The 22,447-nt window shown below is 69.4% G+C and carries 23 protein-coding genes; 8 read left to right on the top strand and 15 right to left on the bottom strand.

Annotated features, from left to right (window positions below; all coding sequences use genetic code 11):
• Positions 1-9 precede the first annotated feature (9 nt).
• Genes OF850_RS02225 through OF850_RS02235 form a run of 3 tightly spaced genes read right to left on the bottom strand, consistent with a single transcriptional unit; the run spans position 10 to position 2,832 of the window.
• Positions 10-1,332, bottom strand: coding sequence for a TRAP transporter large permease (locus tag OF850_RS02225; protein ID WP_301588031.1), 1,323 nt, complete (start codon positions 1,330-1,332; stop codon positions 10-12).
• Positions 1,332-1,790 carry a TRAP transporter small permease gene (locus OF850_RS02230; RefSeq protein ID WP_301588032.1) on the bottom strand — a complete coding sequence of 153 codons (459 nt, stop codon included), beginning with the start codon at positions 1,788-1,790 and terminating at the stop codon, positions 1,332-1,334. The genes OF850_RS02225 and OF850_RS02230 overlap by 1 nt, the downstream gene beginning before the upstream one ends.
• A gap of 4 nt (positions 1,791-1,794) precedes the next feature.
• Positions 1,795-2,832, bottom strand: a complete 1,038-nt coding sequence (locus tag OF850_RS02235; protein WP_301588033.1) for a TRAP transporter substrate-binding protein — start codon at positions 2,830-2,832, stop codon at positions 1,795-1,797.
• A gap of 107 nt (positions 2,833-2,939) precedes the next feature.
• Here OF850_RS02235 and OF850_RS02240 point away from each other — a divergent pair, with 107 nt between their 5' ends.
• Both OF850_RS02240 and OF850_RS02245 read left to right on the top strand, forming a co-directional pair.
• Positions 2,940-3,815 (top strand): DMT family transporter, encoded by an 876-nt coding sequence (locus OF850_RS02240; RefSeq protein WP_301588034.1) that lies wholly within the window; start codon positions 2,940-2,942, stop codon positions 3,813-3,815.
• A gap of 33 nt (positions 3,816-3,848) precedes the next feature.
• The gene (locus tag OF850_RS02245; protein WP_301588035.1) at positions 3,849-5,036 is read left to right on the top strand and encodes an LLM class flavin-dependent oxidoreductase; all 1,188 of its coding nucleotides are present in this window, start codon (positions 3,849-3,851) and stop codon (positions 5,034-5,036) included.
• A 9-nt stretch (positions 5,037-5,045) separates the two neighbouring features.
• On the opposite strand, the gene OF850_RS02250 is transcribed toward OF850_RS02245, so the two are convergent.
• Positions 5,046-7,328, bottom strand: coding sequence for a xanthine dehydrogenase family protein molybdopterin-binding subunit (locus OF850_RS02250; RefSeq protein WP_301588036.1), 2,283 nt, complete (start codon positions 7,326-7,328; stop codon positions 5,046-5,048).
• 111 nt (positions 7,329-7,439) lie between these two features.
• On the opposite strand from OF850_RS02250, the gene OF850_RS02255 reads away from it, so the two are divergent.
• The 4 genes from OF850_RS02255 (at position 7,440) to OF850_RS02270 (ending at position 10,599) form a co-directional block, all read left to right on the top strand.
• Positions 7,440-8,561: an acyl-CoA dehydrogenase family protein gene (locus tag OF850_RS02255; protein WP_301588037.1), complete on the top strand. Its 1,122-nt coding sequence runs from the start codon at positions 7,440-7,442 to the stop codon at positions 8,559-8,561.
• A 13-nt stretch (positions 8,562-8,574) separates the two neighbouring features.
• Positions 8,575-9,579, top strand: coding sequence for an acyl-CoA dehydrogenase (locus OF850_RS02260; RefSeq protein ID WP_301588038.1), 1,005 nt, complete (start codon positions 8,575-8,577; stop codon positions 9,577-9,579).
• Positions 9,576-10,376 (top strand): crotonase/enoyl-CoA hydratase family protein, encoded by an 801-nt coding sequence (locus OF850_RS02265; RefSeq protein WP_301588039.1) that lies wholly within the window; start codon positions 9,576-9,578, stop codon positions 10,374-10,376. Before OF850_RS02260 ends, OF850_RS02265 begins: the two co-directional genes overlap by 4 nt.
• 70 nt (positions 10,377-10,446) lie before the next feature.
• The gene (locus OF850_RS02270; RefSeq protein WP_301588040.1) at positions 10,447-10,599 is read left to right on the top strand and encodes a hypothetical protein; all 153 of its coding nucleotides are present in this window, start codon (positions 10,447-10,449) and stop codon (positions 10,597-10,599) included.
• A 3-nt stretch (positions 10,600-10,602) separates the two neighbouring features.
• On the opposite strand, the gene OF850_RS02275 is transcribed toward OF850_RS02270, so the two are convergent.
• Positions 10,603-11,346 (bottom strand): SDR family oxidoreductase, encoded by a 744-nt coding sequence (locus OF850_RS02275; RefSeq protein ID WP_301588041.1) that lies wholly within the window; start codon positions 11,344-11,346, stop codon positions 10,603-10,605.
• On the opposite strand from OF850_RS02275, the gene OF850_RS02280 reads away from it, so the two are divergent.
• Positions 11,345-12,211: an amidohydrolase family protein gene (locus tag OF850_RS02280; RefSeq protein WP_301588042.1), complete on the top strand. Its 867-nt coding sequence runs from the start codon at positions 11,345-11,347 to the stop codon at positions 12,209-12,211. The genes OF850_RS02275 and OF850_RS02280 overlap by 2 nt on opposite strands.
• On the opposite strand, the gene OF850_RS02285 is transcribed toward OF850_RS02280, so the two are convergent.
• Genes OF850_RS02285 through OF850_RS02295 form a run of 3 tightly spaced genes read right to left on the bottom strand, consistent with a single transcriptional unit; the run spans position 12,199 to position 14,599 of the window.
• The gene (locus tag OF850_RS02285; protein ID WP_301588044.1) at positions 12,199-13,191 is read right to left on the bottom strand and encodes an MBL fold metallo-hydrolase; all 993 of its coding nucleotides are present in this window, start codon (positions 13,189-13,191) and stop codon (positions 12,199-12,201) included. The genes OF850_RS02280 and OF850_RS02285 overlap by 13 nt on opposite strands.
• A complete protein-coding gene (locus OF850_RS02290) occupies positions 13,158-13,763 on the bottom strand; it encodes a pyridoxamine 5'-phosphate oxidase family protein (protein WP_301588045.1) in 606 nt (201 codons plus the stop codon). Before OF850_RS02290 ends, OF850_RS02285 begins: the two co-directional genes overlap by 34 nt.
• A complete protein-coding gene (locus OF850_RS02295; RefSeq protein WP_301588046.1) occupies positions 13,760-14,599 on the bottom strand; it encodes an ATP-binding protein in 840 nt (279 codons plus the stop codon). Before OF850_RS02295 ends, OF850_RS02290 begins: the two co-directional genes overlap by 4 nt.
• An 86-nt stretch (positions 14,600-14,685) precedes the next feature.
• On the opposite strand from OF850_RS02295, the gene yajC reads away from it, so the two are divergent.
• Positions 14,686-15,024 carry a preprotein translocase subunit YajC gene (gene yajC / locus OF850_RS02300; RefSeq protein ID WP_301588047.1) on the top strand — a complete coding sequence of 113 codons (339 nt, stop codon included), beginning with the start codon at positions 14,686-14,688 and terminating at the stop codon, positions 15,022-15,024.
• A gap of 65 nt (positions 15,025-15,089) precedes the next feature.
• Here yajC and OF850_RS02305 read toward each other — a convergent pair whose 3' ends face one another.
• From OF850_RS02305 to OF850_RS02335, 7 genes are all read right to left on the bottom strand, one after another.
• Positions 15,090-16,076, bottom strand: a complete 987-nt coding sequence (locus OF850_RS02305; protein ID WP_301588049.1) for a branched-chain amino acid ABC transporter permease — start codon at positions 16,074-16,076, stop codon at positions 15,090-15,092.
• A 3-nt stretch (positions 16,077-16,079) separates the two neighbouring features.
• Positions 16,080-16,964 carry a branched-chain amino acid ABC transporter permease gene (locus tag OF850_RS02310; RefSeq protein ID WP_301588051.1) on the bottom strand — a complete coding sequence of 295 codons (885 nt, stop codon included), beginning with the start codon at positions 16,962-16,964 and terminating at the stop codon, positions 16,080-16,082.
• Between the two features lie 9 nt (positions 16,965-16,973).
• Complete coding sequence (locus OF850_RS02315; protein ID WP_301588053.1) at positions 16,974-18,197, bottom strand: ABC transporter substrate-binding protein; 1,224 nt, start codon at positions 18,195-18,197, stop codon at positions 16,974-16,976.
• A 93-nt stretch (positions 18,198-18,290) separates the two neighbouring features.
• Positions 18,291-19,535 carry an ABC transporter substrate-binding protein gene (locus OF850_RS02320; RefSeq protein WP_301588054.1) on the bottom strand — a complete coding sequence of 415 codons (1,245 nt, stop codon included), beginning with the start codon at positions 19,533-19,535 and terminating at the stop codon, positions 18,291-18,293.
• Positions 19,536-19,629: 94 nt separating this feature from the next.
• Positions 19,630-20,871 (bottom strand): ABC transporter substrate-binding protein, encoded by a 1,242-nt coding sequence (locus tag OF850_RS02325; protein WP_301588055.1) that lies wholly within the window; start codon positions 20,869-20,871, stop codon positions 19,630-19,632.
• A gap of 22 nt (positions 20,872-20,893) precedes the next feature.
• The gene (locus tag OF850_RS02330; RefSeq protein ID WP_301588057.1) at positions 20,894-21,598 is read right to left on the bottom strand and encodes an ABC transporter ATP-binding protein; all 705 of its coding nucleotides are present in this window, start codon (positions 21,596-21,598) and stop codon (positions 20,894-20,896) included.
• The gene (locus OF850_RS02335) at positions 21,591-22,385 is read right to left on the bottom strand and encodes an ABC transporter ATP-binding protein (RefSeq protein WP_301588059.1); all 795 of its coding nucleotides are present in this window, start codon (positions 22,383-22,385) and stop codon (positions 21,591-21,593) included. The genes OF850_RS02330 and OF850_RS02335 overlap by 8 nt, the downstream gene beginning before the upstream one ends.
• Between the last annotated feature and the right edge of the window lie 62 nt (positions 22,386-22,447).

Genomic DNA, 22,447 nt, shown 5'->3' on the forward strand with positions numbered 1-22,447 from the left:
CGGCTCCTCTCACGTCAGGACGCGCACCAGCCAGAGGCTGATGGCGGGAAACAGGACCAGCAACGCCAAGCGCAGCAGGTCGGACAGAAGATAGGGCAGGACGCCGCGATAGGTGCGGGCGATCGGCACATCCCGCGCGATGGAGGAGATGACGAAGACGTTCAGCCCGATGGGCGGTGCCGTCAGCCCGATCCCCACCACGACCAGCACCAGGATGCCGAACCAGATCGCCGTCTCCTCCGCGGTCAGGCCGAAATCGAGCACGGTGATGACGGGAAAGAACACCGGCAGGGTCAGCAGGATCATCGCCAGTTCGTCCATCACGGCGCCGAGCACGATATAGGTGACCAGCAGCAGAAGCAGCACGCCATAGGGCGGAAAGCCTTGGTCCGTGACCCACATCGCCAGGAGGTCCGGCGCCTGCGAGAGGGCGAGGAACGCGTTGAAGACCTCCGCGCCCAGCAGGATGGCGAAGATCATCGCCGTCGTCTCGGCCGTGGCGAGCAGCGCCTCGCGCAGCTCCGCGCCGCGCAGCGTGCCGCGCAGCAGCCCGACCGCCAGCACGGCGATGCAGCCGATGGCCGCGCTTTCGGTCGGCGTGAACACCCCGCCATAGATGCCGCCCACCACCACGATGGCGATGCCGAGCACAGGGAGGACGTTCCGGAAGGCCCGTGCCCGCTCCCCCGCGGAAAGTTGCGGCGTCGCTGGGCCGAGCCCGGGGCGCGCCCGCATCCAGATCGCGATCGTCCCCATGTAGAACAGCATCGCGATCAGCCCGGGGATGAGCGCCGCCATGAACAGCTTGGCGATGTTTTGCTCGGTCGAGATCGCATAGACCACCAGGATCACCGAGGGCGGCACCAGGATGCCCAGCGTCCCGCCCACCGCGATGGTGCCGGTCGCGAAGCCGGGGTCGTAGCCGTAGCGCTGCAATTCGGGCAGCGCCGCACGTCCGAACGTAGCCGTGGTGGCGACAGAGGAGCCACACACCGCACCAAAGGCCGCCGAGGCCCCGATCACCCCCATCGCCATGCCGCCCGGGCGCCGGCCCATCACGGCGTTCGCCGCACTGAACAGGTCGCGTGCCAGCCCGCCGCGTTCCGCCAGCGCGCCCATCAGGATGAAGAGCGGGATGACCGACAGGGTGTAGTTGGCGAAGAGGTGGTAGGGCGTGGTCTTGAGGTAGTTGAACAGCGCCGCCCAGTCGAGGATGTGGACATAGCCCAACGCCCCCACCAGCAGCATGGCCAGCGCGATCGGCGCCCGCAGCGCGATCAGGCCCAGCAGCGCCGCGAAGCCTGTCGCGGCGAGGACGAATTCCGGCGCCATCAGCCCCGCGCCAGCCGGAGCGCGACGAGGAGCGCCGCCAGCCCGGTCAACGCGAAGCAGAACGCGCCCACCGCCACCGCCCACCAATAGGGCAGCGCGAGCAGCCCGATGGTGCGCGTGCCGGAGGCCCAGGTGTCCATCGCCCCGCGCGCCATCCGCTCGGCGATCAGCAGGGTCACCGCCGCCCAGACCAGCGACCAGAACGCGTCCACCCAATCGGCCAGCCGCGCCGGCAGCCAGGTGGTGAAGCTGTCCACGATGATGTTGGCGCGGCGATAGGTGCCCCAGGCCAGGAAGCCAAGCACGGCGAGGCCGGAGCCGAGCGAGACCAGCTCGAAGTCACCACGCACCGGCTGGCTGGTCAGCCAGCGCAGCACGACGGAAACGCAGGTGAGCGTCGCCGCGGAAAGCAGCACGGCGCCGCCCGCCAGGGCCAGGAGCGACGCCGCGCGCCGCATTGCCTCAGGAGACGCCCTGGCCGTGCTGCGCAATCAGCGCCCGTGTCCGTTCCAGCAGCGCACCGCCGTCGATGTTGCGCTCGCCCATGGCGCGCACCCAGTTGTCCAGCACCGGCTGCGTCTGGCGCATCCAGCGGGTGCGCTCCTCCTCGGTCAACTCGACGATCTGGTTGCCGCGGCGACGCACCTGCTGCTCCACCACCGGGCCCTGCTCGTCCCAGACCTTCGCAGCCATTGCTGCCGCTGTCTGCCCGCTATTGGCGTCCACCACGCGCTTGAGGTCCGCCGGCAGCGCCTCATAGCGCGGCTTGTTCATCGCGAGCACGAAAGAGGCGGTGTAGAGGGTGGGCGAGCCGGGGAACTCGGTGTGGTGGCGCGCCATCTCCTGCAGGCGGATGGAGGGCACGACCTCCCACGGCACCACCGCTCCGTCGATGACACCGGAGGACATCGCCTCGGGCACCTGCGGCACCGGCATGCCGACCGGCGCTGCGCCGAGGGCGCGCAGCGCCTCGCCGGCTTGGCGCGTGGGGAAGCGCAGCTTCAGCCCGTTCATGTCCTCGAGCCGCTTCACCTCGCGGCGCGAATGGATGACGCCGGCATCATGCGCCCAGGCGCAAAGGATCTGCGTATCCGCGAACTCGTTGCGGAAAGCGGTGTCGTACAGCTCCTGCACCACGCGCGCATTCACGCTGGCGCGCCGGTGCGGCACGAAGGGAAGCTCGATCACCTCGATGGACGGGAAGCGGCCCGGCGTGTTGCCCGGCAGCGTCCAGACGATGTCCACCACGCCGTCCTTCGCTTGGTCATAGAGCTGCGGCGGCGCGCCGCCCAGCTGCATCGCCGGGAAGATCTGCACCCGCAGCCGCCCGCCCGACTCCGTGCCGATCTTCTGCGCCCAGGGCTGCAGGAAGTGGCGATGCACGTTGGAGACCGCCGGCAGGAAATGGTGCAGCCGCAGCGTCACCTCCTGTGCGGAGGCAGGGCGGACCAGCGCCGGCGCGGCCAGCGCGCCGAGAAGCAAGGTGCGGCGTTGGGTCATCGGACGGCGTGGCTCCCTGTGGTTTCGTTGGTTGTCCCACTTATGCGGCGGGACCCGGCTTCCTTTCAAGCAGGACCTCTGAAATCCTGCCGGCGATGGAGGAAGGCGTGAAGGAAGCAAAGCCGCCCTGGCTGCCCCTGGCGCCCTTCCTGTTCGTGCTGCTCTGGTCGGGCGGCTTCACCGCCGTGAAGGCGGCGCTCCCCTATGCCGAGGCACTGACGCTCCAGGCCGTGCGCTACGTGTGCGTGGTCGCGATCCTCCTGCCGCTCTGGCTGGTCCTGCGCCCGCCCGTGCCGGACCGCGCGACGCTTTGGCACCTCGTCCGCATGGGGCTGGTGGTGCAGTTCGGCTACTTCGCCGCGATGAATCTGGGCCAGCAATTCGGAATGGGCCCGGGCGCCATCGCCCTGATCATCGGCCTGCAGCCGGTCGTGGTCGCCCTGCTCGCGCCCGCCGTCGCGGGTGACCCGCCCGTGGGCGCGCGGGGCTGGGCAGGGCTCGGGCTCGGGTTGCTGGGCGCCGCCATGGTGATCCTGTCCGGCTCCGGCCTTCGCGCCGGGGGGTGGCTTGGCCTGTTCTTCTCCGTGCTCGCGCTGGCTCTGATGGCCGCGGGCGCGCTCATGGAGCGGCGGGGCGGCCGTCCCTGCCACCTCGTCACCGCGAACCTCGTCATGTGCGGCGTCGCTCTGCTTGCGACGGTGCCGCTTGCCTGGGGCATCGAGGCGATGCAGGTGCGCTGGACCTGGGAGTTCGTCGCGGCGCTCGCCTATCTCGTGCTGGTGAACTCGCTGATCTCGCTTTCGCTGCTCTTCCTGATGCTGCGCCATGGCGAGGCGGCGCGTGCCTCCAGCGTGTTCTTCCTGGTGCCCCCGGTTGCGGCCGCTATCGCCTGGGTGGTGCTGGGCGCGGCCATGACGCCGCTCGCCATCGGCGGCACGGCGGTCGCGGCGGTGGGGGTCGCCCTCGTGGTGGCGCGGCGCTAGCCTTTGGGCAAGGAACCTCCAGGGAACAGCGCCATGCCTCATGCCGGCCTTCAGTTCGGCATCTTTCTCGCCCCGTTTCACCGGCTGGGCGACAACCCGACCCTCGCCCTCGCGCGCGACCTGGAGCTGATCGAGCGCCTGGACGCGCTTGGCTTCGACGAGGCCTGGATCGGAGAGCACCATTCCGCCGGCTGGGAGATCATCGCCAGCCCGGAGGTCATGATCGCCGCGGCGCTGGAACGCACGCGCCACATCCGCCTCGGCTCCGGCGTCACGAGCCTGCCCTATCACCACCCCTTCCTGGTCGCCCAGCGCTTCGTCCAGCTGGACCACATGTCACGCGGGCGGATCATGCTGGGCTGCGGGCCGGGCGCCCTCGTTTCCGACGCGACGATGATGGGCATCGAGGCCAAGGACCAGCGCCGCCGCATGGAGGAGGCTCTGACGGCCATCATGGCGCTGCTGCGCTGCGACGGCCCGGTCAACATGAAGACCGACTGGTTCGAACTGCGCGACGCGCGGTTACACCTTGCGCCCTACAGCCATCCACGTTTCCCGATCAGCGTCGCCTCCTCCACCACCCCCTCCGGCGCGCTGGCCGCGGCACGGCACGGGCTGGGCCTCATCTCGCTCGGCGCCGGCCTGCCGGGCGGGCCGCAGAAGCTGGCCGAGCAGTGGCGCATGGCGGAGGAGGAGGCGGCGAAGCACGGCCACGCGATGAACCGCGCCGAGTGGCGCCTCGTCGTGAATCTCCATGTGGCGGAGGACGACGCCGCTGCCATGGAGCAGGTGCGCGTCGGCGAGCGGCTGGAGACGGTGGACTATTTCGGCGAGACGCTGGGCCGCCCACCCACCCGGACGGAGGACCCGCTGGGCGACGGGCTGCGCGCCGGCACCACCCTAGTCGGCAGCCCGGATACGGTGGCGGCCGGCATCGAGCGCCTCATCGGCTTCACCGAGGGCGGCGCGGGCGGCATCCTGTTCCGCTCGCACGAGTGGGCCGACCGCCGGCAGACGCTGAACAGCTACGAGCTCTTCGCGCGCTGGGTCATGCCGCGCTTCCAGGGCTCGCTCGCCCAGCCGCAGGGCAGCCGCGACTGGTGCGTGAGCAACCGCGAGGGCATCTTTGCTCCCAACATCGCCGCGCTGCGCCAGGCCTTCACCGATGCGGGGAAGGAAGTGCCCGACGTCGCGCGGCTCAAGCTGATGAAGAAGGAGTAGCGGGGCGGCTCAGGCCGCCTTTCCCTTCCGCAGCGCCCGCCACACGCTTTCGGGCGTCAGCGGCATGTCCACGTGGCTGACGCCCAGCGCGTCGCACACCGCGCCGACGATGGCGGGCGGGGCACCGCAGGCCCCGCCCTCGCCGGCGCCCTTCACCCCGAGGTCGTTGGACGGGCAGGGCACCACGTTCAGCCCGACGACCAGATCGGGCACGTCCTCCGCGCGCGGCAGGGCGTAGTCCTGGAAGGAGGCGGACAGGAACTGCCCGCTTTCCCCCTCATAGGCCGTGCGCTCCAGCACCGCCTGGCCGATGCCGGCGACGATGCCGCCATGGCACTGGCCATGCACCAGCATCGGGTTCAGCGGCACGCCCACGTCGTCCACGGCTGCGTAGCGCACCACTGCAACCTCGCCCGTGTCGGGGTCCACCTCGACCTCCGCGAGGTGGCAGCCATTGGGGAAGTTGCACTCCGTGTCGCGCTTGTAGGTCAGCGCCTCATCCAGCGCGTCGCCCTGCGCCAGTTCACCCCACGTGACCCGGCGATCCGTGCCGGCGATCCGGAAGCCATCGGGGCCGTGCTCCAGATCGGCTTCTGCGGCCTCCAGCTTCTCGGAGGCGAGGCGGCGCGCCTTTTCCAGCACGCGTTCCGAGGCGCGCGCCACCGCAACGCCGCCCATCTGCGAGGAGCGGGAGCCGCCCGTGCCGCCGCCGGTCGGCACCACGTCGGAATCGCCCTGCACCAGCCGCACCTTGTCGAAGGGAAGGCCGAGCCGCGCGTGCAGCACCTGGGCGAAGGCAGTCTCATGCCCCTGGCCGTGGCTGAAGGTGCCGACATGCACCATCGCCTCGCCCGACTCGGTGATGCGCACCCGCGCCCATTCGGAGGGCTGCCCGCCTGAGGCCTCGATGAAGTAGCCGATGCCGCGCCCGCGCAGCTTGCCGCGCGCCCGGCTTTCCGCCTGCCGCGCTGCGAACCCGTCCCATCCCATCAGGTCAAGCGCCTGGCGCTGCGTGTCCAGGAAGGCGCCGCTGTCGATCTCGTTGCCCGCGCAGTTGCGGTAGGGGATCTGCTCCGGCCGCACGTAGTTGCGGGCGCGAATCTCCTCGCGTGTCAGGCCGAAGGCGATGGCGCCCTGGTCCAGCAGCCGCTCGATCACGTAGGCCACCTCTGGCCGGCCCGCGCCGCGATAGGCGTCGGTCGGAACGGTGTTGGTGAAGACGCAGCGCACCTGCGCGTTCACCGCCTGCATGTCGTAGACCGTGCCCTGGATGCGCCCACCGGCCACGGTCGGAACGCGCGGGCCGAAATCCAGCAGGTAGGCGCCCATCGCCGCGACGGTCCGCACCTTCATGCCCAGGATGCGCCCGTTGCCGTCGAAGGCCATCTCGGCTTCCGTCACGTGGTCGCGGCCATGCGGGTCGCACATGAAGGTCTCGGTTCGGCCTGCGAGCCACTTCACGGGCCGCCCCAGCCGCCTCGCCGCCCAGAGCACCATGGCGGATTCGGGGAACAGCTTGCCGCGCAGGCCGAACCCGCCGCCGACATCGGGCGAGACCACGCGCATCTGGTCGAGCGGGATCCGGAAGATGTGCTTCGCTAGCCCTTCCCGGACCCGCACCACGCCCTGGGTCGGGCTGGTGAGGGTGAAGCGCGTTCCGTCCCATTCGCCGAGCGCCACGCGCGGCTCCATCGGGTTGCCGACGACGCGATTGTTTACGAGGCGCACCGAAACCGTGCGGTCGGCGCGAGCGAAGGCGTCATCCGCCTCCTTCTCGCGACCCGAGGACCAGTGGACGCAAAGGTTGGAGCCGCGCTCCGGCCAGATCACGGGCGCGCCAGGGGCAAGCGCGGCCGCCGTGTCGGCAACGGCGGGCAGCATCGTGTAATCCACCAGGATCATCTCGCAGGCGTCGAGGGCCTGGGCGCGCGTCTCCGCCACCACCAGCGCCACCGGGTCGCCCACGAAGCGCACCGCCTCCGTCTGCAGGATCGGGCGGGGCGGGCACCAGACCGGCGAGCCGTCCACGCCCGGCACCTCGACCAGCACGGGGAAGAGGCCCAGCCCGTCTGCGGCGGCGTCGCGACCGGTCAGCACCGCAAGGACGCCGGGCGCCTCCTTCGCGGCGGAAACGTCGATGGACAGGATGCGGGCATGGGCATGAGGCGACCGCAGGACGGCGGCATGCACCATCCCGTCGCGCACGAGGTCATCGGTGAACTGGCCGCGCCCGGTGAGCAGGCGGACATCTTCCTTGCGTCGCACGGGCTGGCCGATGCCGAACTGGTCCATGGTCACGTTTCCCTCGTTTGGCGGTGAAGCTATCGGCACGGGCGGGGAAGGGAAGGGGGGCGGTTTGCGCGATGCAAAATCGGTCCTAGCTTGCCCGAAGAAGGAAACGTCATGCGCTTCGACCTGCCCGACCTGCCAGACACGCGCACACTTCGTGCCGAATTGCGCGAATTCCTGGCCGAAGCGGGGCGGGACTGGACGCCGGAGACCCGCGCCCGCTCCTGGATGGGGTTCGACCGCGGATTCTCGCGCGCAGTCGGCGAGCGCGGCTGGATCGGCATGACCTGGCCGAAGGCCTATGGCGGGCACGAGCGCAGCGCCATGGAACGCGTGGTGGTGCTGGAGGAGATGCTGGCCGCCGGCGCCCCGGTTGGCGCGCACTGGATCGGCGACCGGCAATCGGGGCCCCTCATCCTGCGCCTCGGCACGGAGGAGCAGCGCAAGCGCATCCTGCCCGGCATCGCGCGCGGGGAACTCGCCTTCTGCATCGGCCTGTCCGAGCCGGATTCGGGGAGCGACCTCGCCAGCCTTCGCAGCAAGGCGGAGCGGGTTCCGGGCGGCTGGAAGCTGAACGGCCGCAAGATCTGGACCACCTTCGCGCACAAGAGCGACTACATGATCGCCCTGATGCGGACCTCGCCCGCGCCGGAGGGCGGGGCGCGCCATGCCGGGCTTTCGCAGTTCCTGGTGGATCTGCGCCTGTCCGGCATCTCGATCCGTCCGATTCGCGACCTTGCGGGTGAGGACAGCTTCAATGAGGTGACCTTCGACGACGTGCTGCTGAAGGAGGATGACCTGCTGGGTCAGGAAGGCCAGGGCTGGGCGCAGGCGACGAGCGAATTGGCCTTCGAGCGTTCCGGCCCCGACCGCTACCTGTCCAGCTACCCGGCCCTGGTCGCCGGGCTTTCCGCGCTGGGAGCGGGCAGCGAGGCCGAGGCAGGGCGCATCGTCGCTCGCCTTGCCACGCTGCGGGCCATGTCGCTCTCGGTCACGGGCATGCTGGAGCGCGGCGAGGACCCGGCCGTGGAAGCCGCGCTGGTGAAGGATGCCGGCAACGGCTTCGAGCAGGCGCTTCCCGAGCGGCTGCGTGGCCTGCTGGAACCGGAGGAGCGGCCCGAAAACCTGTCCCGGATGCTGGAGACGCTGGCCATGCTCGCGCCCACATTCTCCCTGCGCGGCGGCACGCGGGAGATCCTGCGCGGCATCATCGCGCGCGACCTTGGGCTGCGTTGAGGGGGCCGTGCCGATGAGTGAAATGCGTGCCCTGCTCGTGGAGCAGCTGGATCGATTGCTGACGGAGCAGGGCGGCGTCGCCATCCTGCGCGAGGTGGAAGGCGGCACCTGGCCGGGAGCGCTCTGGGCCGAGGTCGAGGGACAGGGCCTCGCCCTCGCCCTGGTGCCGGAGGAAGCAGGCGGTGCCGGGCTGGGCTGGGGCGATGCGGCCGCGCTGTGGCACGTGCTAGGCCGCCATGCCGCCCCGGTCCCGCTGGGTGAGGCCATGCTGGCGGGTGCCTTCCTGGGCGCCGCCGGGGTCGAGCTGCCTGCGGGCTTCACGGCCCTGGCCCCAGCGGGGGAGGCTGCGCCCTTCGGCCGCCATGCCTCCGCCCTGGCCTTGGTGGACGGCACCCGCGTTTCGCTGCGCGCGCCCGGCGGGGCCACCGAGGGGCAGAACACTGGCCGCGAGCCGCGCGACGACGTCACCCCCGGCTCGGTCACCGCTGAGGGCGACCTGCCCAACGGCTTTGGGCCCCGCCCGGCCCGTCTCGGCCTTGCCCTGCTGCGGGCGGCGCAGATCGGCGGGGCGCTGGAGAAGGTCCTCGCCCTGACGGTGGACTGGGCGAATACCCGCAAGCAGTTCGGCCGGCCCATCGGCAAGTTCCAGGCCATCCAGCAATCCCTCGCGGCCATGGCGGCCGAGGTCGCCTCCGTTCAGGTCGCCGTCGCAGCCGCCGCCCGCGCTGCGGAGGCGCGTGGCCTGGACGGCGCGGCCTTCGAGATCGCCTGCGCCAAGGTCGTGGCCGGCGAGGCCGCGACGTTCGGCGCCGCCACGGCGCATCAGGTCTTCGCCGCCATCGGCATCACCGAGGAGCACGAGCTGCACCATCTCACCCGCCGCCTTTGGTCGTGGCGGGAGGAGGGGGGCACCGAGCGCGGCTGGGCGCAGGAGATCGGCCGCGCTGCCATGGCGCGCGGCGGCGATGCCCTCTGGCCCGACCTCACCGCCCGCGACATTTCCGGAGTTCCCGCATGAGCTTTCTCCGCATCGAGCAGGAAGGCCCACTGGTCGTCCTGACCCTGAATGCCCCCGAGCGGCGCAATGCCATCTCCTCCTTCGCCGATTGCGAGGAGGTCGAGGCGGCCTGTCGCCGCATCGCGCGCGACGCCACCGTGCGCTGCGTGATCGTCACCGGGGCCGACCCGGCCTTCTGCGCGGGTGGCGACCTCAAGGCCATGCGCGACCGGACCGGCATCATGGCGGCGGAGGGCCCCGCCGACATGCGGGAGAACTACCGCAACGGCATCCAGCGCATCCCCCTCGCCCTGTGGGAGCTGGACGTGCCGACGGTCGCCGCGATCAACGGCCCGGCCATCGGCGCCGGACTGGACCTTGCCTGCATGTGCGACATCCGCATCGCTTCGGAGAAGGCCGTCTTTGCCGAAAGCTTCGTGCGGGTCGGCATCGTGCCCGGCGATGGCGGCGCTTGGCTGCTGCCTCGCGCCGTGGGCCTGTCCCGCGCGGCCGAGATGTCCTTCACGGGCGACCCGCTGAACGCCCAGGAGGGGCTGGAGGCGCGCCTCGTCAGCCGAGTCGTGCCCCATGGCGAGCTGATGGAGGCGGCGCGCGCCCTGGCTTCCCGCATCACGCGCAACCCTCCCACCGTGCTCCGGATGACGAAGCGTCTGCTTCGCGAAGGCCAGCACATGTCGCTGGCCTCCCTGCTGGAGATGAGCGCGGCCTACCAGGCGATTGCCCAGGAGACGGAGGACCACCGGGAGGCGGTGGATGCCATGCTTTCCAAGCGGGAACCGCGCTTCACCGGCCGGTGACCGCAACCCCGGCATCCACGCGGCGTTTCGGTCCATCATGGCCCCTTTGGACGCATCAACGGAAAGCGACGTGGACGCTGCGATCCGTGACCTGATGGCGCGGACGCCGACCGCGCCGCGCGACCCGACCCGCACGCGCATCATGCAGATGGCGAGCGGGCAGGAGGCGCTGCTGGCGGCGCTTCAGTTCGCCCAGAGTTCGGGCATCCGCCGCCGGCGCTGAAGTTCAGCCGCGGCCCTCGAAAGGCATCGCGGTCGCCTTGATGGTCATGAACAGGACATTGGCGTCGAGCGTCAGGCTATCCATGAACAGGATGGCATTCCCGACATTCTGAACATCCATCGTCGGCTCGACCTCGGTTGTTCCGTTCGCCTGCTTCACGCCGCGCTGCATGCGCTGGGTCATGGGGGTGGCGGCGTTGCCGATATCCACCTGGCCCGCGGCGATGTCGTATTTCCGTCCGTCCAGCGCCAGCGACTTGGTCAGCCCGGTCACCGCATGCTTGGTGGCGGTGTAGGGCGCGCTGTCGGGGCGCGGCGCATGGGCGCTGATGCTGCCATTGTTGATGATGCGGCCGCCACGCGGCGACTGCTCTTTCATCATCCGGAAAGCGTGTTGGGCGCAGAGGAAGGAGCCGGTGAGGTTCACCGCCACGATCTCCTCCCACTTCTCGACCGGCAGCTCTTCGAAGGGAACGCCCGGCGCATTCAGCCCGGCATTGTTGAACAGCAGGTCCACCCGGCCCCACTTGTCCTTCACCGCCGCGAACAGCTTCGCCACGTCCGCCGCCTTCGCCACGTCGGTCGCGATGGGCAGGGCCTCGCCACCGCCCATTTGCGCGGTTTCGTCCAGCGGTTCTTGCCGGCGCCCGGCCAGGGCCACGCGGTAGCCCGCCTTCAGCAGCGTGATCGCCACCGAACGGCCGATGCCGGTGCCTGCACCCGTCACCACCGCAACCTTGCCCGTCATGCGCTTCTCCCTTGAAGATGGCGGCACCATGGACTTCACCTGCGCCCCCGCCAAGCCCCGCACCAATCCGCCGCGAACCCGCGCGCCGGAGGGAAGCTGCGACAGCCACTTCCACATCTTCGGCCCCTATGACCGCTTTCCCCTGGACCCGGGACGCCCCTACACGCCGCCCCCGGCACTGGTTCCGCACTACCTCGACATGGCAGGGACGCTGGGCCTTTCCCGCCGCGTCGTCGTGCAGGCCAGCGTCTACGGCACGGACAACCGGGTGACGATGGACGCCGTGCAGGCGCTGGGCCCGGCCGATACCCGCGCCGTCGTCGTGGTGGACGAGGCAGCGGATCTCCCTGCGCTTGCCGCTGGCGGCGCGGTCGGGGTCCGCTTCAACGCGGTCAGCGGCAATGGCGCGCCCCTCGAGCAGCTGGAGGCCCTGGCCCACCGCGTCGCGCCGCTGGGCTGGCATATCCAGATCTACACCACCTCCATCGAGGAAGTCGCACCGCGCCTGTCGGGGCTGCCCGTGCCGGTGGTGCTCGATCACATGGGCGGCGTGAACGCGGCCCAGGGTCCCGACTCGCCGGCTATGCGTGCGCTCCTGCGCTTGCTCGAGGGCGACGGCGCCTGGGTGAAGCTGTCGGGCTACCGTGCCAGCAAGCCGCCCTATGGCGACCTCGCCCCCATCGCGCGCGCCTTGGCGAAGGTCGCACCCACGCGCTGCGTCTGGGGCACGGACTGGCCGCACACCCAGTTCCGCACGGAGGCGGAGATGCTGGATGACGGCGCGCTGCTCGACTGGCTCTACGACTGGGTGCCCGAGCCGCGCGCCATCCTGGTGGACAACCCGGCCCGGCTCTACGGCTTCTGAAGCGACAGCAGGATCGTCTCGCCGAAGCGGGGAATGCGGAAATCCTGCGCTCCCACGGCGGCGCGCAGCCGTTCCACGGGTTCGTCTATCGGCTCGCGAGTCAGCTGGAAGGTGCCGAAATGCATGGCGATGGCGGTGCGGGCGCGCAGGTCGCGCTGCGCCACCACTGCCTGCTCCGGCGTGATGTGGACCGCCTGCATGAACCACTGTGGATCATAAGCTCCGATTGGGATCATGGCGGCATCGAAGGGACCGAATGCCAGCCCGATGGCGGCGAGGTGATCACCCCAGGCCGTGTCGCCGCAATGGAGGAAGCGCCCGCCCCCGGCTGCCTCGATGGCAAAGCCACCCCAGAGGGTGCGCGAGCGGTCACGCCAGGTGCGGGCTGCGAAATGACGCATGGGCAGGAAGATCGCCTCGTGCCCGCCGGGGAGCGCGGCGCGACTGCCCCAATCCAGTTCCGTGACATCCGGGATGCCTTGTCGCGCCAGGAAGGCGGCGTTGCCGAGCCCAGAGAAGAAGCGCGGCGCGAAGCGGGCATGAAGCTCGCGCAGGCTCGGAAGGTCCATGTGGTCGTAATGGGCGTGGCTCACCAGCACCGCGTCCACGCGATCGAGCGCGGCGAGGCTGAGCGCAGGCGGGCGCACCCGGCGCGGCCCGGCCCAGGTGACGGGCGAACAGCGCTCGCTGAAGATCGGGTCGAAGAGCAGGACCCGCCCGTCTTCCAGCCGCACCAGGAAGGTGGAGTGGCCGATAAAGGTGAAGCCGGCGTGGCCCGTTGGGACGTCGCGCAGCGCCGGCGCCTCGGGGGCGTCCTCCAGCGCGGCGGGCCAGCGGGTTCCGCCGCCTTCGCGCCACAGGCGCCACAAGGCGCGCAGCCCCTGGCCGGCGCGGGAACCGTCAGGATTCAGGAAGCGCCCGTCCGCCCCGCGCTGGGCCGGACCGATCACCACATGCTGGCCTTGGCGCGTTCCGGCCATTCGCGGTCATAAGCCTCGCCGCCCACCTCGCCGGCGGTCATGCCCGCCAGGATCTGGCCAGGTGTGGGGAGAGTGGGCGCCTCGTGCGGCTCCCACAGCCCGGCGCGGAGGACGGCGCGGGCGCATTGGAAATACACTGTTTCCACCTGGATCACGGCGACAGTGCGGGGCGCCTTCCCCTCCATGAGGAAGCTGTCCAGCAGGGCGCGGTCAGCGGTGAGCCGCGCTGTGCCGTTCACCCGCAGGGCGTTGCCGCTGCCGGGCACCAGGAACATCAGCGCCACGCGCGGGTCGCGCAGGATGTTGCGCAGACTGTCGATCCGGTCATTGCCGCGCCGGTCGGGCAGGGCCAGGGTCCGGTCGTCCAGCACGCGCACCAGCTGCCCGGGGCGGTCGCCGCGGGGCGAGCAGTCGAGCCCCTCGGGCCCCGCCGTGGCGAGGGCGAGAAAGGGCGCGGCCTCGATGATGCGCCGGTACTCCGGCGTCAGCCGGGGTGCCTCCTTGCGGAGGCTGGCGGGACCGGGCGTTCCGTAATGCGCGTGGAGCTCGTCCAGCGTCTCGATGAACTTCATCCCTTCACCCCCAGCCGCCCGGCCATGTCCTGGACGAACTGCCAAGCCACCCGGCCCGACCGTCCGCCGCGGGTGACGCTCCACTCGACCGCCGCCGCGCGCAATTCGGAGGTTTCGACCGGAAGGTCCATGGCGCGGGCATAGCCCTCGATCATCGCGAAGAAGGTCGGCTGGTCGCAATTGTGGAAGCCGACCCAGAGCCCGAACCGATCGGAGAGCGAGACCTTCTCCTCCACCGCCTCGGAAGGGTTGATGGCGGAGGAGCGCTCGTTCTCGATCATGTCGCGCGGCATGAGGTGTCGGCGATTGGAGGTGGCGTAGAACAGCACGTTGGGCGGCCGCCCCTCGATCCCGCCATCGAGCACGCTCTTCAGCGCCTTGTAGTCCGCGTCCTCCTTCTCGAAGGACAGGTCGTCGCAGAAGACCAGGGCGCGCCGCTCCTGCCCGCGCAGGATGCTCAGCAACTCCGGCAGGGTGCGGATGTCCTCGCGATGGATCTCGATCAGGGCGAGGGAGCCGGGATGCAGGCGGTTGGCCTCGGCATGGGCGGCCTTGACGAGGGAGGACTTGCCCATGCCGCGGGCGCCCCAAAGCATCGCGTTGTTGGCGGGCAGGCCACGGGCGAATCGGAGCGTATTCTCCAGGATGATCTCGCGCTGCCGCTCGACGCCCTGGAGCAGTTCGATCTCCACGCGCGACACGCGCGGCACCGGGCTCAGCGCGGCGGGCGGGTGCCAGACGAAGGCATCGGCCCCCTCCAGGCGGGGCGGCGAGGCCGGGGGCGGGGCGAGGCGTTCCAGGGCCTCGGCGATGCGGGTCAGCAGGGCGGCGTCCATGCGGGGGTTGAAGCGCCCGGACGCGGTTGACGCAAGGGCCGGGCCGGGTCACATCGGCCAGGATTCCCCAAAGGACACGAGGAAACATGCTCATCTCCCCCGCTTACGCCCAGGATGCCGCCGCGGCCGGCGCGGGCGCCGTCGTCATGCAGCTCCTGCCGCTGCTGCTGATCTTTGTCGTCTTCTACTTCCTGCTGATCCGTCCGCAGCAGAAGAAGATGAAGGAGCATCGTTCCATGCTCGCCGCGCTGAAGCGTGGCGACAAGGTCGTGACTGCCGGCGGCATCGTCGGCGAGGTGAGGAAGGTGAGCGAGACGAGCGACGTCGTGGAAGTCGAGATCGCCCCCAACATCCGCGTCGAGGTGGTGCGCGGCACCATCGCGAGCGTGATCCGCCCCGAGGCGGCGAACGACGTCAAGGTCTGAGAGCCGGTTCGGACAAGCGAAGGGGGGCCGCGCGGCCCCCCTTTTTTGTGCGCGGCGGTCGGCGATCAGAGCCGAACGCGCAGCCAGTTGCCGATCTCGCCGACGATGCCACGCCGGAAGGCCAGCACGCAGAGCACGAAGATGACGCCCTGGATCACCGTCACCCAGGCGCCGAACTCCGCGAGGTAGTTCTGCATGGTGATGATCACGGCGGCACCCACCACCGGCCCGAAGATCGTGCCCAACCCGCCGACCAGGGACATCAGCACCACCTCGCCCGACATGGTCCAAAACACGTCGGTCAGGGTGGCGATGCCGAAGACGATGGATTTGATCCCCCCCGCGACGCCCGAGAGCATCGCGGAAAGCACGAAGGCAACGAGCTTGTAGTCGTCGGTCCGGTAGCCGAGCGAGGTGGCGCGCGGCTCGTTCTCGCGGATAGACTTCAGCACCATGCCGAAGGGCGAATGGATGGTGCGATGGATGAACAGGAAACCGAGGAGGAACACCGCCGCCGTCACCCAGTACATGGTGATGTCGGCGCTCAAGGGGATCACGCCGAAAAGGTTGCCGCGCGGAATGGCCTGGATGCCGTCCTCGCCCCCGGTGAAGGCAGCCTGCACGCAGAAGAAATAAACCATCTGCGCGAAGGCCAGGGTGATCATGGCAAAGTAGATGCCCTGCCGCCGGATGGCGATCCAGCCGATCACGAGGCCGAGCAGGGCGCCCACCGCACCACCGATCAGCACCGCGATCTCGGGCGTGAAGCCCCAGACCTTGGCCGCGTGGCCGGCGAGGTAGCCGCCCATGCCGAAATACGCCGCATGGCCGAAGGAAAGCAGGCCGACATAGCCGATCAGCAGGTTGAAGGCGCAGGCGAAGAGCGCGAAGCACAGCACCTTCATCAGGAAGACGGGGTAGAGAAAGAAGGGGCTGACCGCGATGACGGCCACCATCACCAGGAAGGCGATGAGCTGCGTCCGAGTGAAGCCGAGGAACACCGTCTCCTCGGCCTTGAAGTCGCTGCCGGAGAATCCGCCGGGTGCCGCCATGGATCAGGCCCTCCCGAACAGGCCGGCGGGCCGCAGCAGCAGGACGATGGCCATGACCACGAAGATCACGGTGGCGGAAGCTTCCGGATAGAACACTTTGGTCAGGCCCTCGACGATGCCAAGTCCGAAGCCCGTGAGGACCGAGCCCAGGATCGAGCCCATGCCGCCGATCACGACCACGGCGAAGACGATGATGATGAGGTTGGAACCCATCTGTGGGTTCACGCTGTAGATCGGCGCCGCCAGCACGCCTGCGAAGGCGGCCAGGGCGACACCCGCGCCGTAGGTCAAGGTCATCATGCGGGGCACGTTGATGCCGAAGGCCTGCACCAATGCCGGATTCTCCGTCGCTGCGCGCAGGTAGGAGCCGATCCTCGTCCTCTCGATCACCAGCCAGGTGGCGATGCAGGCCACCAGGGCCACGATCACCACCCAGCCGCGATAGACCGGCATGAACATGAAGCCGAGATCCCAGGCGCCCGACAGCTCCGGTGGGATGCGGTAGGGCAGGCCGGACGAGCCGAACTCGTTCCGCACCAGTCCCTCGATGATCAGTCCGACGCCGAAGGTCAGCAGAAGCCCATAAAGGTGGTCGAGCTTGTAGAGCTTCGAGATCATTGTTCGTTCGAGCAGCACGCCAAACAACCCGACCACGATGGGCGCCAGAAGCAAGGCCCACCAATAGCCGAGGCCGAGGAAGTTCAGCATCGCCCAGGCAACGAAGGCGCCCAGCATGAACTGGGCGCCATGCGTGAAATTGATGACGTTCAGCATCCCGAAGATGACGGCGAGGCCGAGCGAGAGGAGCGCGTAGAAGGCCCCGTTGATGAGACCGAGCAGCAACTGCCCGAAGAGCAGCGGTGCCGGGATGCCGAAGATCTCGTCCATACGCGTGTCTTACCCCCTGACGAGCGGGCAATTCCCCTCGGCCATGGGGCGGAAAGCCTCCTCGGCCGGGTTGGTCGCCGCGATGTTGTAGTAATCCCACGTCCCGCGCGATTCGCGGGGCGTCTTCACCTGGAACAGATAGGTCGGGTGGATCTTGCGGCCATCGGGCCGGATGCGGCCCGTGCCGAAGGCGTCGTCATCCGTTTCCATGGACTTCATCCGCTCCACGACGGCCCGCGCATCGGCCTTCGCGGCGGCGGCACCCATCGCCCCGGCGGCTTTCAGGTAGTGCACCGTCGCGCCGTAGCATCCGGCCTGGACCTGGGCCGGCATGGCGCGGTTCGGCATGCGCGGCTGCACGCGCTGGCTGAAGGCGCGCGTGCGGTCATTCAGGTCCCAATAGAACGGCTCGGTCAGCAGCAGGCCCTGCGCCGTGTCGAGGCCGAGGGAGTGCACCTCCATGAAGGACATCAGCAGCCCGGCGATCCGCATGTTGCGGGTCAGCCCGAACTCGCGCGCCTGCTTGATGCAGTTCGCCGTGTCCGTCCCCGCATTGGCGAGGCCGAGCACCTTGGCCCGGCTGGCCTGGGCCTGGACCAGGTAGGAGGAGAAATCCGTCGTCTGCGGAAACGGATAGCGCGCGGCGCCGAGCACCCGCCCGCCGCCCTGCTCCACGAAGGAGGAGGTGTCGCGCTGGAGCGCGTGGCCGAACGCATAGTCGGCCGTGATGAAGAACCAGCTATCGCCGCCCGCACGGGTCAGCGCCGCCCCGGTGCCCTTGGCGAGCATGTAGGTGTCATAGGTCCAGTGTACCGTGTTGGGCGAGCAGGCAGGACCGGTCAGGTCGCTTGTCGCGGCGCCGGAATTGAGGAAAAGCTTGTTCTTCTCCCGGGCGATCTGACTAATCGCGAGCGCGACAGAGGAGGTAGGCACGTCCACGATGACGTCCACGCCCTGATCGTACCATTGGCGCGCGATGTTGGAGCCGACATCGGGCCGGTTCTGGTGGTCGGCCTGGATCACCTCCGCCTGGATGCCGAGGCGCGACGCGAACTCCATCACCGCCTGCTGCGTGCAGATGGCGGAACCGGGCCCCGTCGGATCGCGATACGGGCCCGACATGTCGGTCAGGACGCCCAACCGCAGCATGTTGGCCTGCTGGGCGCGCAGCGTTGCGAAGGGCAGTGTCGTGGCGGCAGCGCCGGCGAGGAGGCCGCGGCGGTGAATGGTCATGCTGGCGTTTCCTTCTTCGTGTTGCCCCCGACGCGGCGGGACCGGCATGGATTCTTCGTGCCCATGTCCGGCCCCGCCCTCTCCTTGTCTCTCTTAGCTTCGGACGAGCGAGCAGCCGCCTTCGCTCAGCGGGCGGAAGGCTTCCTCCGCCGGGGTGGTCTGCAGCAGCTTGTAGTAGTCCCACGCCCCGCGGCTTTCTCCCGGCGACTTCACCTCGAAAAGGTAGGAGGGCTGGATGCGCCGCCCGTCGGGACGGATCGAACCTTGGCCCATCGCGTCGTCGTCGGTCGGCATGGCCTTCATGCGGTTCACCGTTTCGATGCCGCTGGCCTTGGCCTGCTGCGCGCCCATGTCGGCCACCGCCTTCAGGTAGTGGATCACGGCGCTGTAGCAGCCCGCCTGGCCCATGCCCGGCCGAAGCTGGTTGGGCATGCTGGGCAGGACACGCTGCGTGAAGGCGCGGGTCCGATCGTTCAGGTCCCAGTAGAAGGTTTCCGTGCAGACCAGCCCCTGCGCCGTTTCCAGCCCAAGCGAATGCACGTCGGAGATGAACATCAGAAGCGCCGCCAGCTTCACGCCGCGCCGCGTCAGTCCGAACTCGGCCGCCTGCTTGATGGAATTGATGGTGTCGCCGCCCGCGTTCGCGAGGCCGATCACCTTGGCCCGCGACGCCTGCGCTTGCACCAGGAAGCCGGAGAAATCGGTGCCGGGGAAGGGCGTCCGCACGCCACCCAACACGCGGCCGCCCGCGGCGCGCACGAAGTTCGAGGTGTCACGCTCCAGCGCATGACCGAAGGCGTAGTCCGCCGTGAGGAAGAACCACGTGTCGCCGCCAGCGCGCACCATGGCGCCGCCGGTGGACTTGGCGAGCATGTAGGTGTCGTAGGTCCAGTGGATCGTGTTCGGGCTGCACTGCGCGCCCGTCAGGTCGCTGGTCGCGGCGCTGCTGTTGAGGAAGATCTTGTTGCGTTCGCGCACCACCGTGTTGATGGCAAGCGCGACGGAAGAGGTGGGCACGTCGAGGATGACGTCCACGCCATCCCGGTCCATCCACTGCCGCGCGATGTTGGAGCCGACATCCGGCCGGTTCTGGTGGTCGCCCACCAAGACCTCGACATTGATGCCGCGCTGCGTGACGCCCGAGTCGGCAATGGCCTGCCGGACGCAGGACACCGAGCCGGGTCCGTTCACGTCGCGATACAGGCCCGACTGGTCGTTCAGCACGCCGATGCGGATGGTGTTCTGCGCCTGGGCACGGGCCTGCCAGACCGGTAGGGCGCCGAAGGCGGCGGTGGCAGCAGCACCCGCCAGCAAGCCGCGGCGATTGATCTCAGACATGTTCTCAACACTCCCTGTTCTGGTCCCCGCCGGCAGGGGCCGGCGGGATGGCTGGGGCGGCCGGTCTGCGCCGACTCGCCCCTTGATGGTCGGGTCAGGTTCGGACGAGGCTGCACCCGCCCTGGGCGAGCGGCCGGAAGGCTTCGTCGGCCGGCACGGTGGACAGCAGCTTGTAGTAGTCCCACGCCCCGCGGCTTTCCCCCGGGGTCTTCACCTCGAAGAGATAAGCCGGGTGGATCTTGCGCCCATCCGGACGAATGGAGCCCTGGCCGAAGGCGTCGTCGTCGGTCGGCATGGCCTTCATGCGGTTCACCGTTTCGATGCCGCTGGCCTTGGCCTGCTGCGCGCCCATGTCGGCAGCGGCCTTCAGGTAGTGCAGCACCGCGGAATAGCAGCCCGCCTGGACCATGGTCGGCCGCAGCCCGCCCGGCATGTTGCCTAGGCGCTGCGTCAGGGCGCGGGTGCGGTCGTTCAGATCCCAGTAGAAAGTCTCGGTCAGGACGAGGCCCTGCGCCGTCTGCAGCCCAAGCGAGTGGACATCCGTCACGAAGACCAGCAGCCCCGCCAGCTTCACGCCGCGCCGGGTCAGGCCGAACTCGGCGGCCTGCTTGATGGAGTTGATGGTGTCGCCGCCCGCATTGGCGAGGCCAATCACCTTGGCACGGCTGGCCTGCGCCTGAACCAGATAGGAGGAGAAGTCGGTCGTACCGGGGAAGGGAGTGCGGACCTGGCCGAGCACGCGCCCGCCCGCCGAGCGCACGAATTCCGCAGTGTCACGCTCCAGCGCATGGCCGAAGGCGTAGTCGGCGGTCAGGAAGAACCACGTGTCGCCGCCCGCGCGCACCATGGCGCCGCCCGTGCCGCGCGCCAGCATCCAGGTGTCGTAGGTCCAATGGACCGTGTTGGGGCTGCACTGTGCGCCCGTCAGGTCGCTGGTGGCCGCGCCGGAGTTCAGGAAGACCTTGTTGCGCTCGCGCACCACGGTGTTCACGGCCAGCGCCACGGAGGATGTCGGCACGTCTACGATCACGTCCACGCCGTCGCGGTCGATCCACTGGCGGGCGACGGTGGAGCCGACATCGGGCCTGTTCTGGTGGTCGGCCTGCACCACCTCCACGTTGATGCCGCGCTGGGTGACGCCGCTGTCCTGGATGGCTTGGCGCACCGCCTGGGTGGAGCCGGGACCGGACAGGTCGCGATACAGGCCCGACTGGTCGTTGAGGACGCCGATGCGGATGGTGTTCTGCGCCTGCGCCCGCGCGCCGGACAGGGGCAAGCCGGCGGCGATGGGCGTGGCCGCGGCGGCGGCGAGGAGGTTGCGGCGGTTCAACGTCATAAGATCAGTCCTTTCGAGTGCCTTACACGGCCAGGTATTCGTGCAGGCGGTCCAAGGAGGTGGCGAGTTCGGCGTTGGTCACGGTCGCCTTCACCTCGCCATGCTCCATCACGTAGTGGCGGTCGGCCACGGTCTGCGCGAAGCGGAAATTCTGCTCCACCAGCAGGACGGTGAAGCCGCGACTCTTCAGCTCGCGGATGGTGCGGCCGATCTGCTGAACGATGACCGGCGCCAGCCCTTCCGACGGCTCGTCCAGCAGAAGCAGCTTGGCGCCCGTGCGCAGGATGCGGCCGATCGCCAGCATCTGCTGCTCGCCGCCCGAGAGCTTGGTGCCCGGGGAGAGCGCGCGTTCCTTGAGGTTGGGGAAGAGGGTGTAGATCTCGTCCACCGACAGCCCGCCCGGTCGCACCGCCGGAGGGAGCAGCAGGTTTTCGGTCACGTCCAGCGAGGCGAAGATGCCCCGCTCCTCCGGGCAATAGGCGATTCCCGAGCGGGCGATCAGGTCGGGCCGCAGCCCGATCATCTCCTTGCCCTCGAACAGGATGGAGCCGGCGCGGCGGCCGGTCAGCCCCATGATGGCGCGCAGCGTGGAGGTCTTGCCGGCGCCGTTGCGCCCCAGCAGCGTAATCACCTCGCCCTCGTGGATGTCGAGCGATACGCCGTGCAGCACGTGGCTCTCGCCGTACCACGCCTCCAGGCCACGGATCTTCAGCATCGGCTCAGCCATGGGCGGCTTCTCCCGTCGCGGTGGGGGCGCCGACGCTGGCCGGGTCGGTGCCGAGATAGGCAGCCTGCACATCGGGGTTGCGGCTCACCGTCGCGTAATTGCCCTGGGCCAGCACCTCGCCGCGCGCGAGCACGGTGATCTCGTCACAGAGCCCCTCCACAACCTTCAGGTTGTGCTCGACCAGCAGCACGGTGCGTCCAGCCGAGACGCGCTTCACAAGCGCCACGATGCGATCCACGTCCTCATGCGTCATGCCGGCCGTGGGCTCGTCCAGCAGCATCATGACGGGGTCGAGGGCGAGGGTGGTCGCGATCTCCAGCGCCCTCTTGCGGCCATAGGGGAGCTGCCCGGCCTGCACGCGCTCATATTCCGTCAGCGCCACGTCGGCGAGGAGTTCGCGCGCCCGCGTGTCGTATTCCCGCAGCACCGAATCGCTGCGCCAGAAATCGAAGGAGCCGCCGCGCTGGCGCTGCAAGGCCAGCTTGACGTTCTCCAGCACGGTGAGGTGCGGAAAGACGGCGGAGATCTGGAAGGAGCGCACGAGGCCAAGCCGCGCAACCTCGGCCGGTTTCAGGGAGGTAATGTCGCGCCCGTCATAGGTGATGGTGCCGCGCGTCGGGATCAGGAACTTGGTGAGCAGGTTGAAGCAGGTGGTCTTGCCGGCGCCGTTCGGCCCGATCAGGCCATGGATCGACCCGCGGCGAATCGCAAGATTCACGTCCTTCACCGCGACGAAGCCACGGAACTCCTTTGTTAGTCCTTCCGCCTTGAGGATCGTGTCGCTCACCCGGCCCAGCCTCCCATTCCATCCGGCATTCCAGCCGCGCTTGCTGACTTGTATGGCAATGC

It is taken from the genome of Sabulicella glaciei, from assembly GCF_026183895.1.
Taxonomy (GTDB): Bacteria; Pseudomonadota; Alphaproteobacteria; order Acetobacterales; family Acetobacteraceae; genus Roseococcus; species Roseococcus glaciei.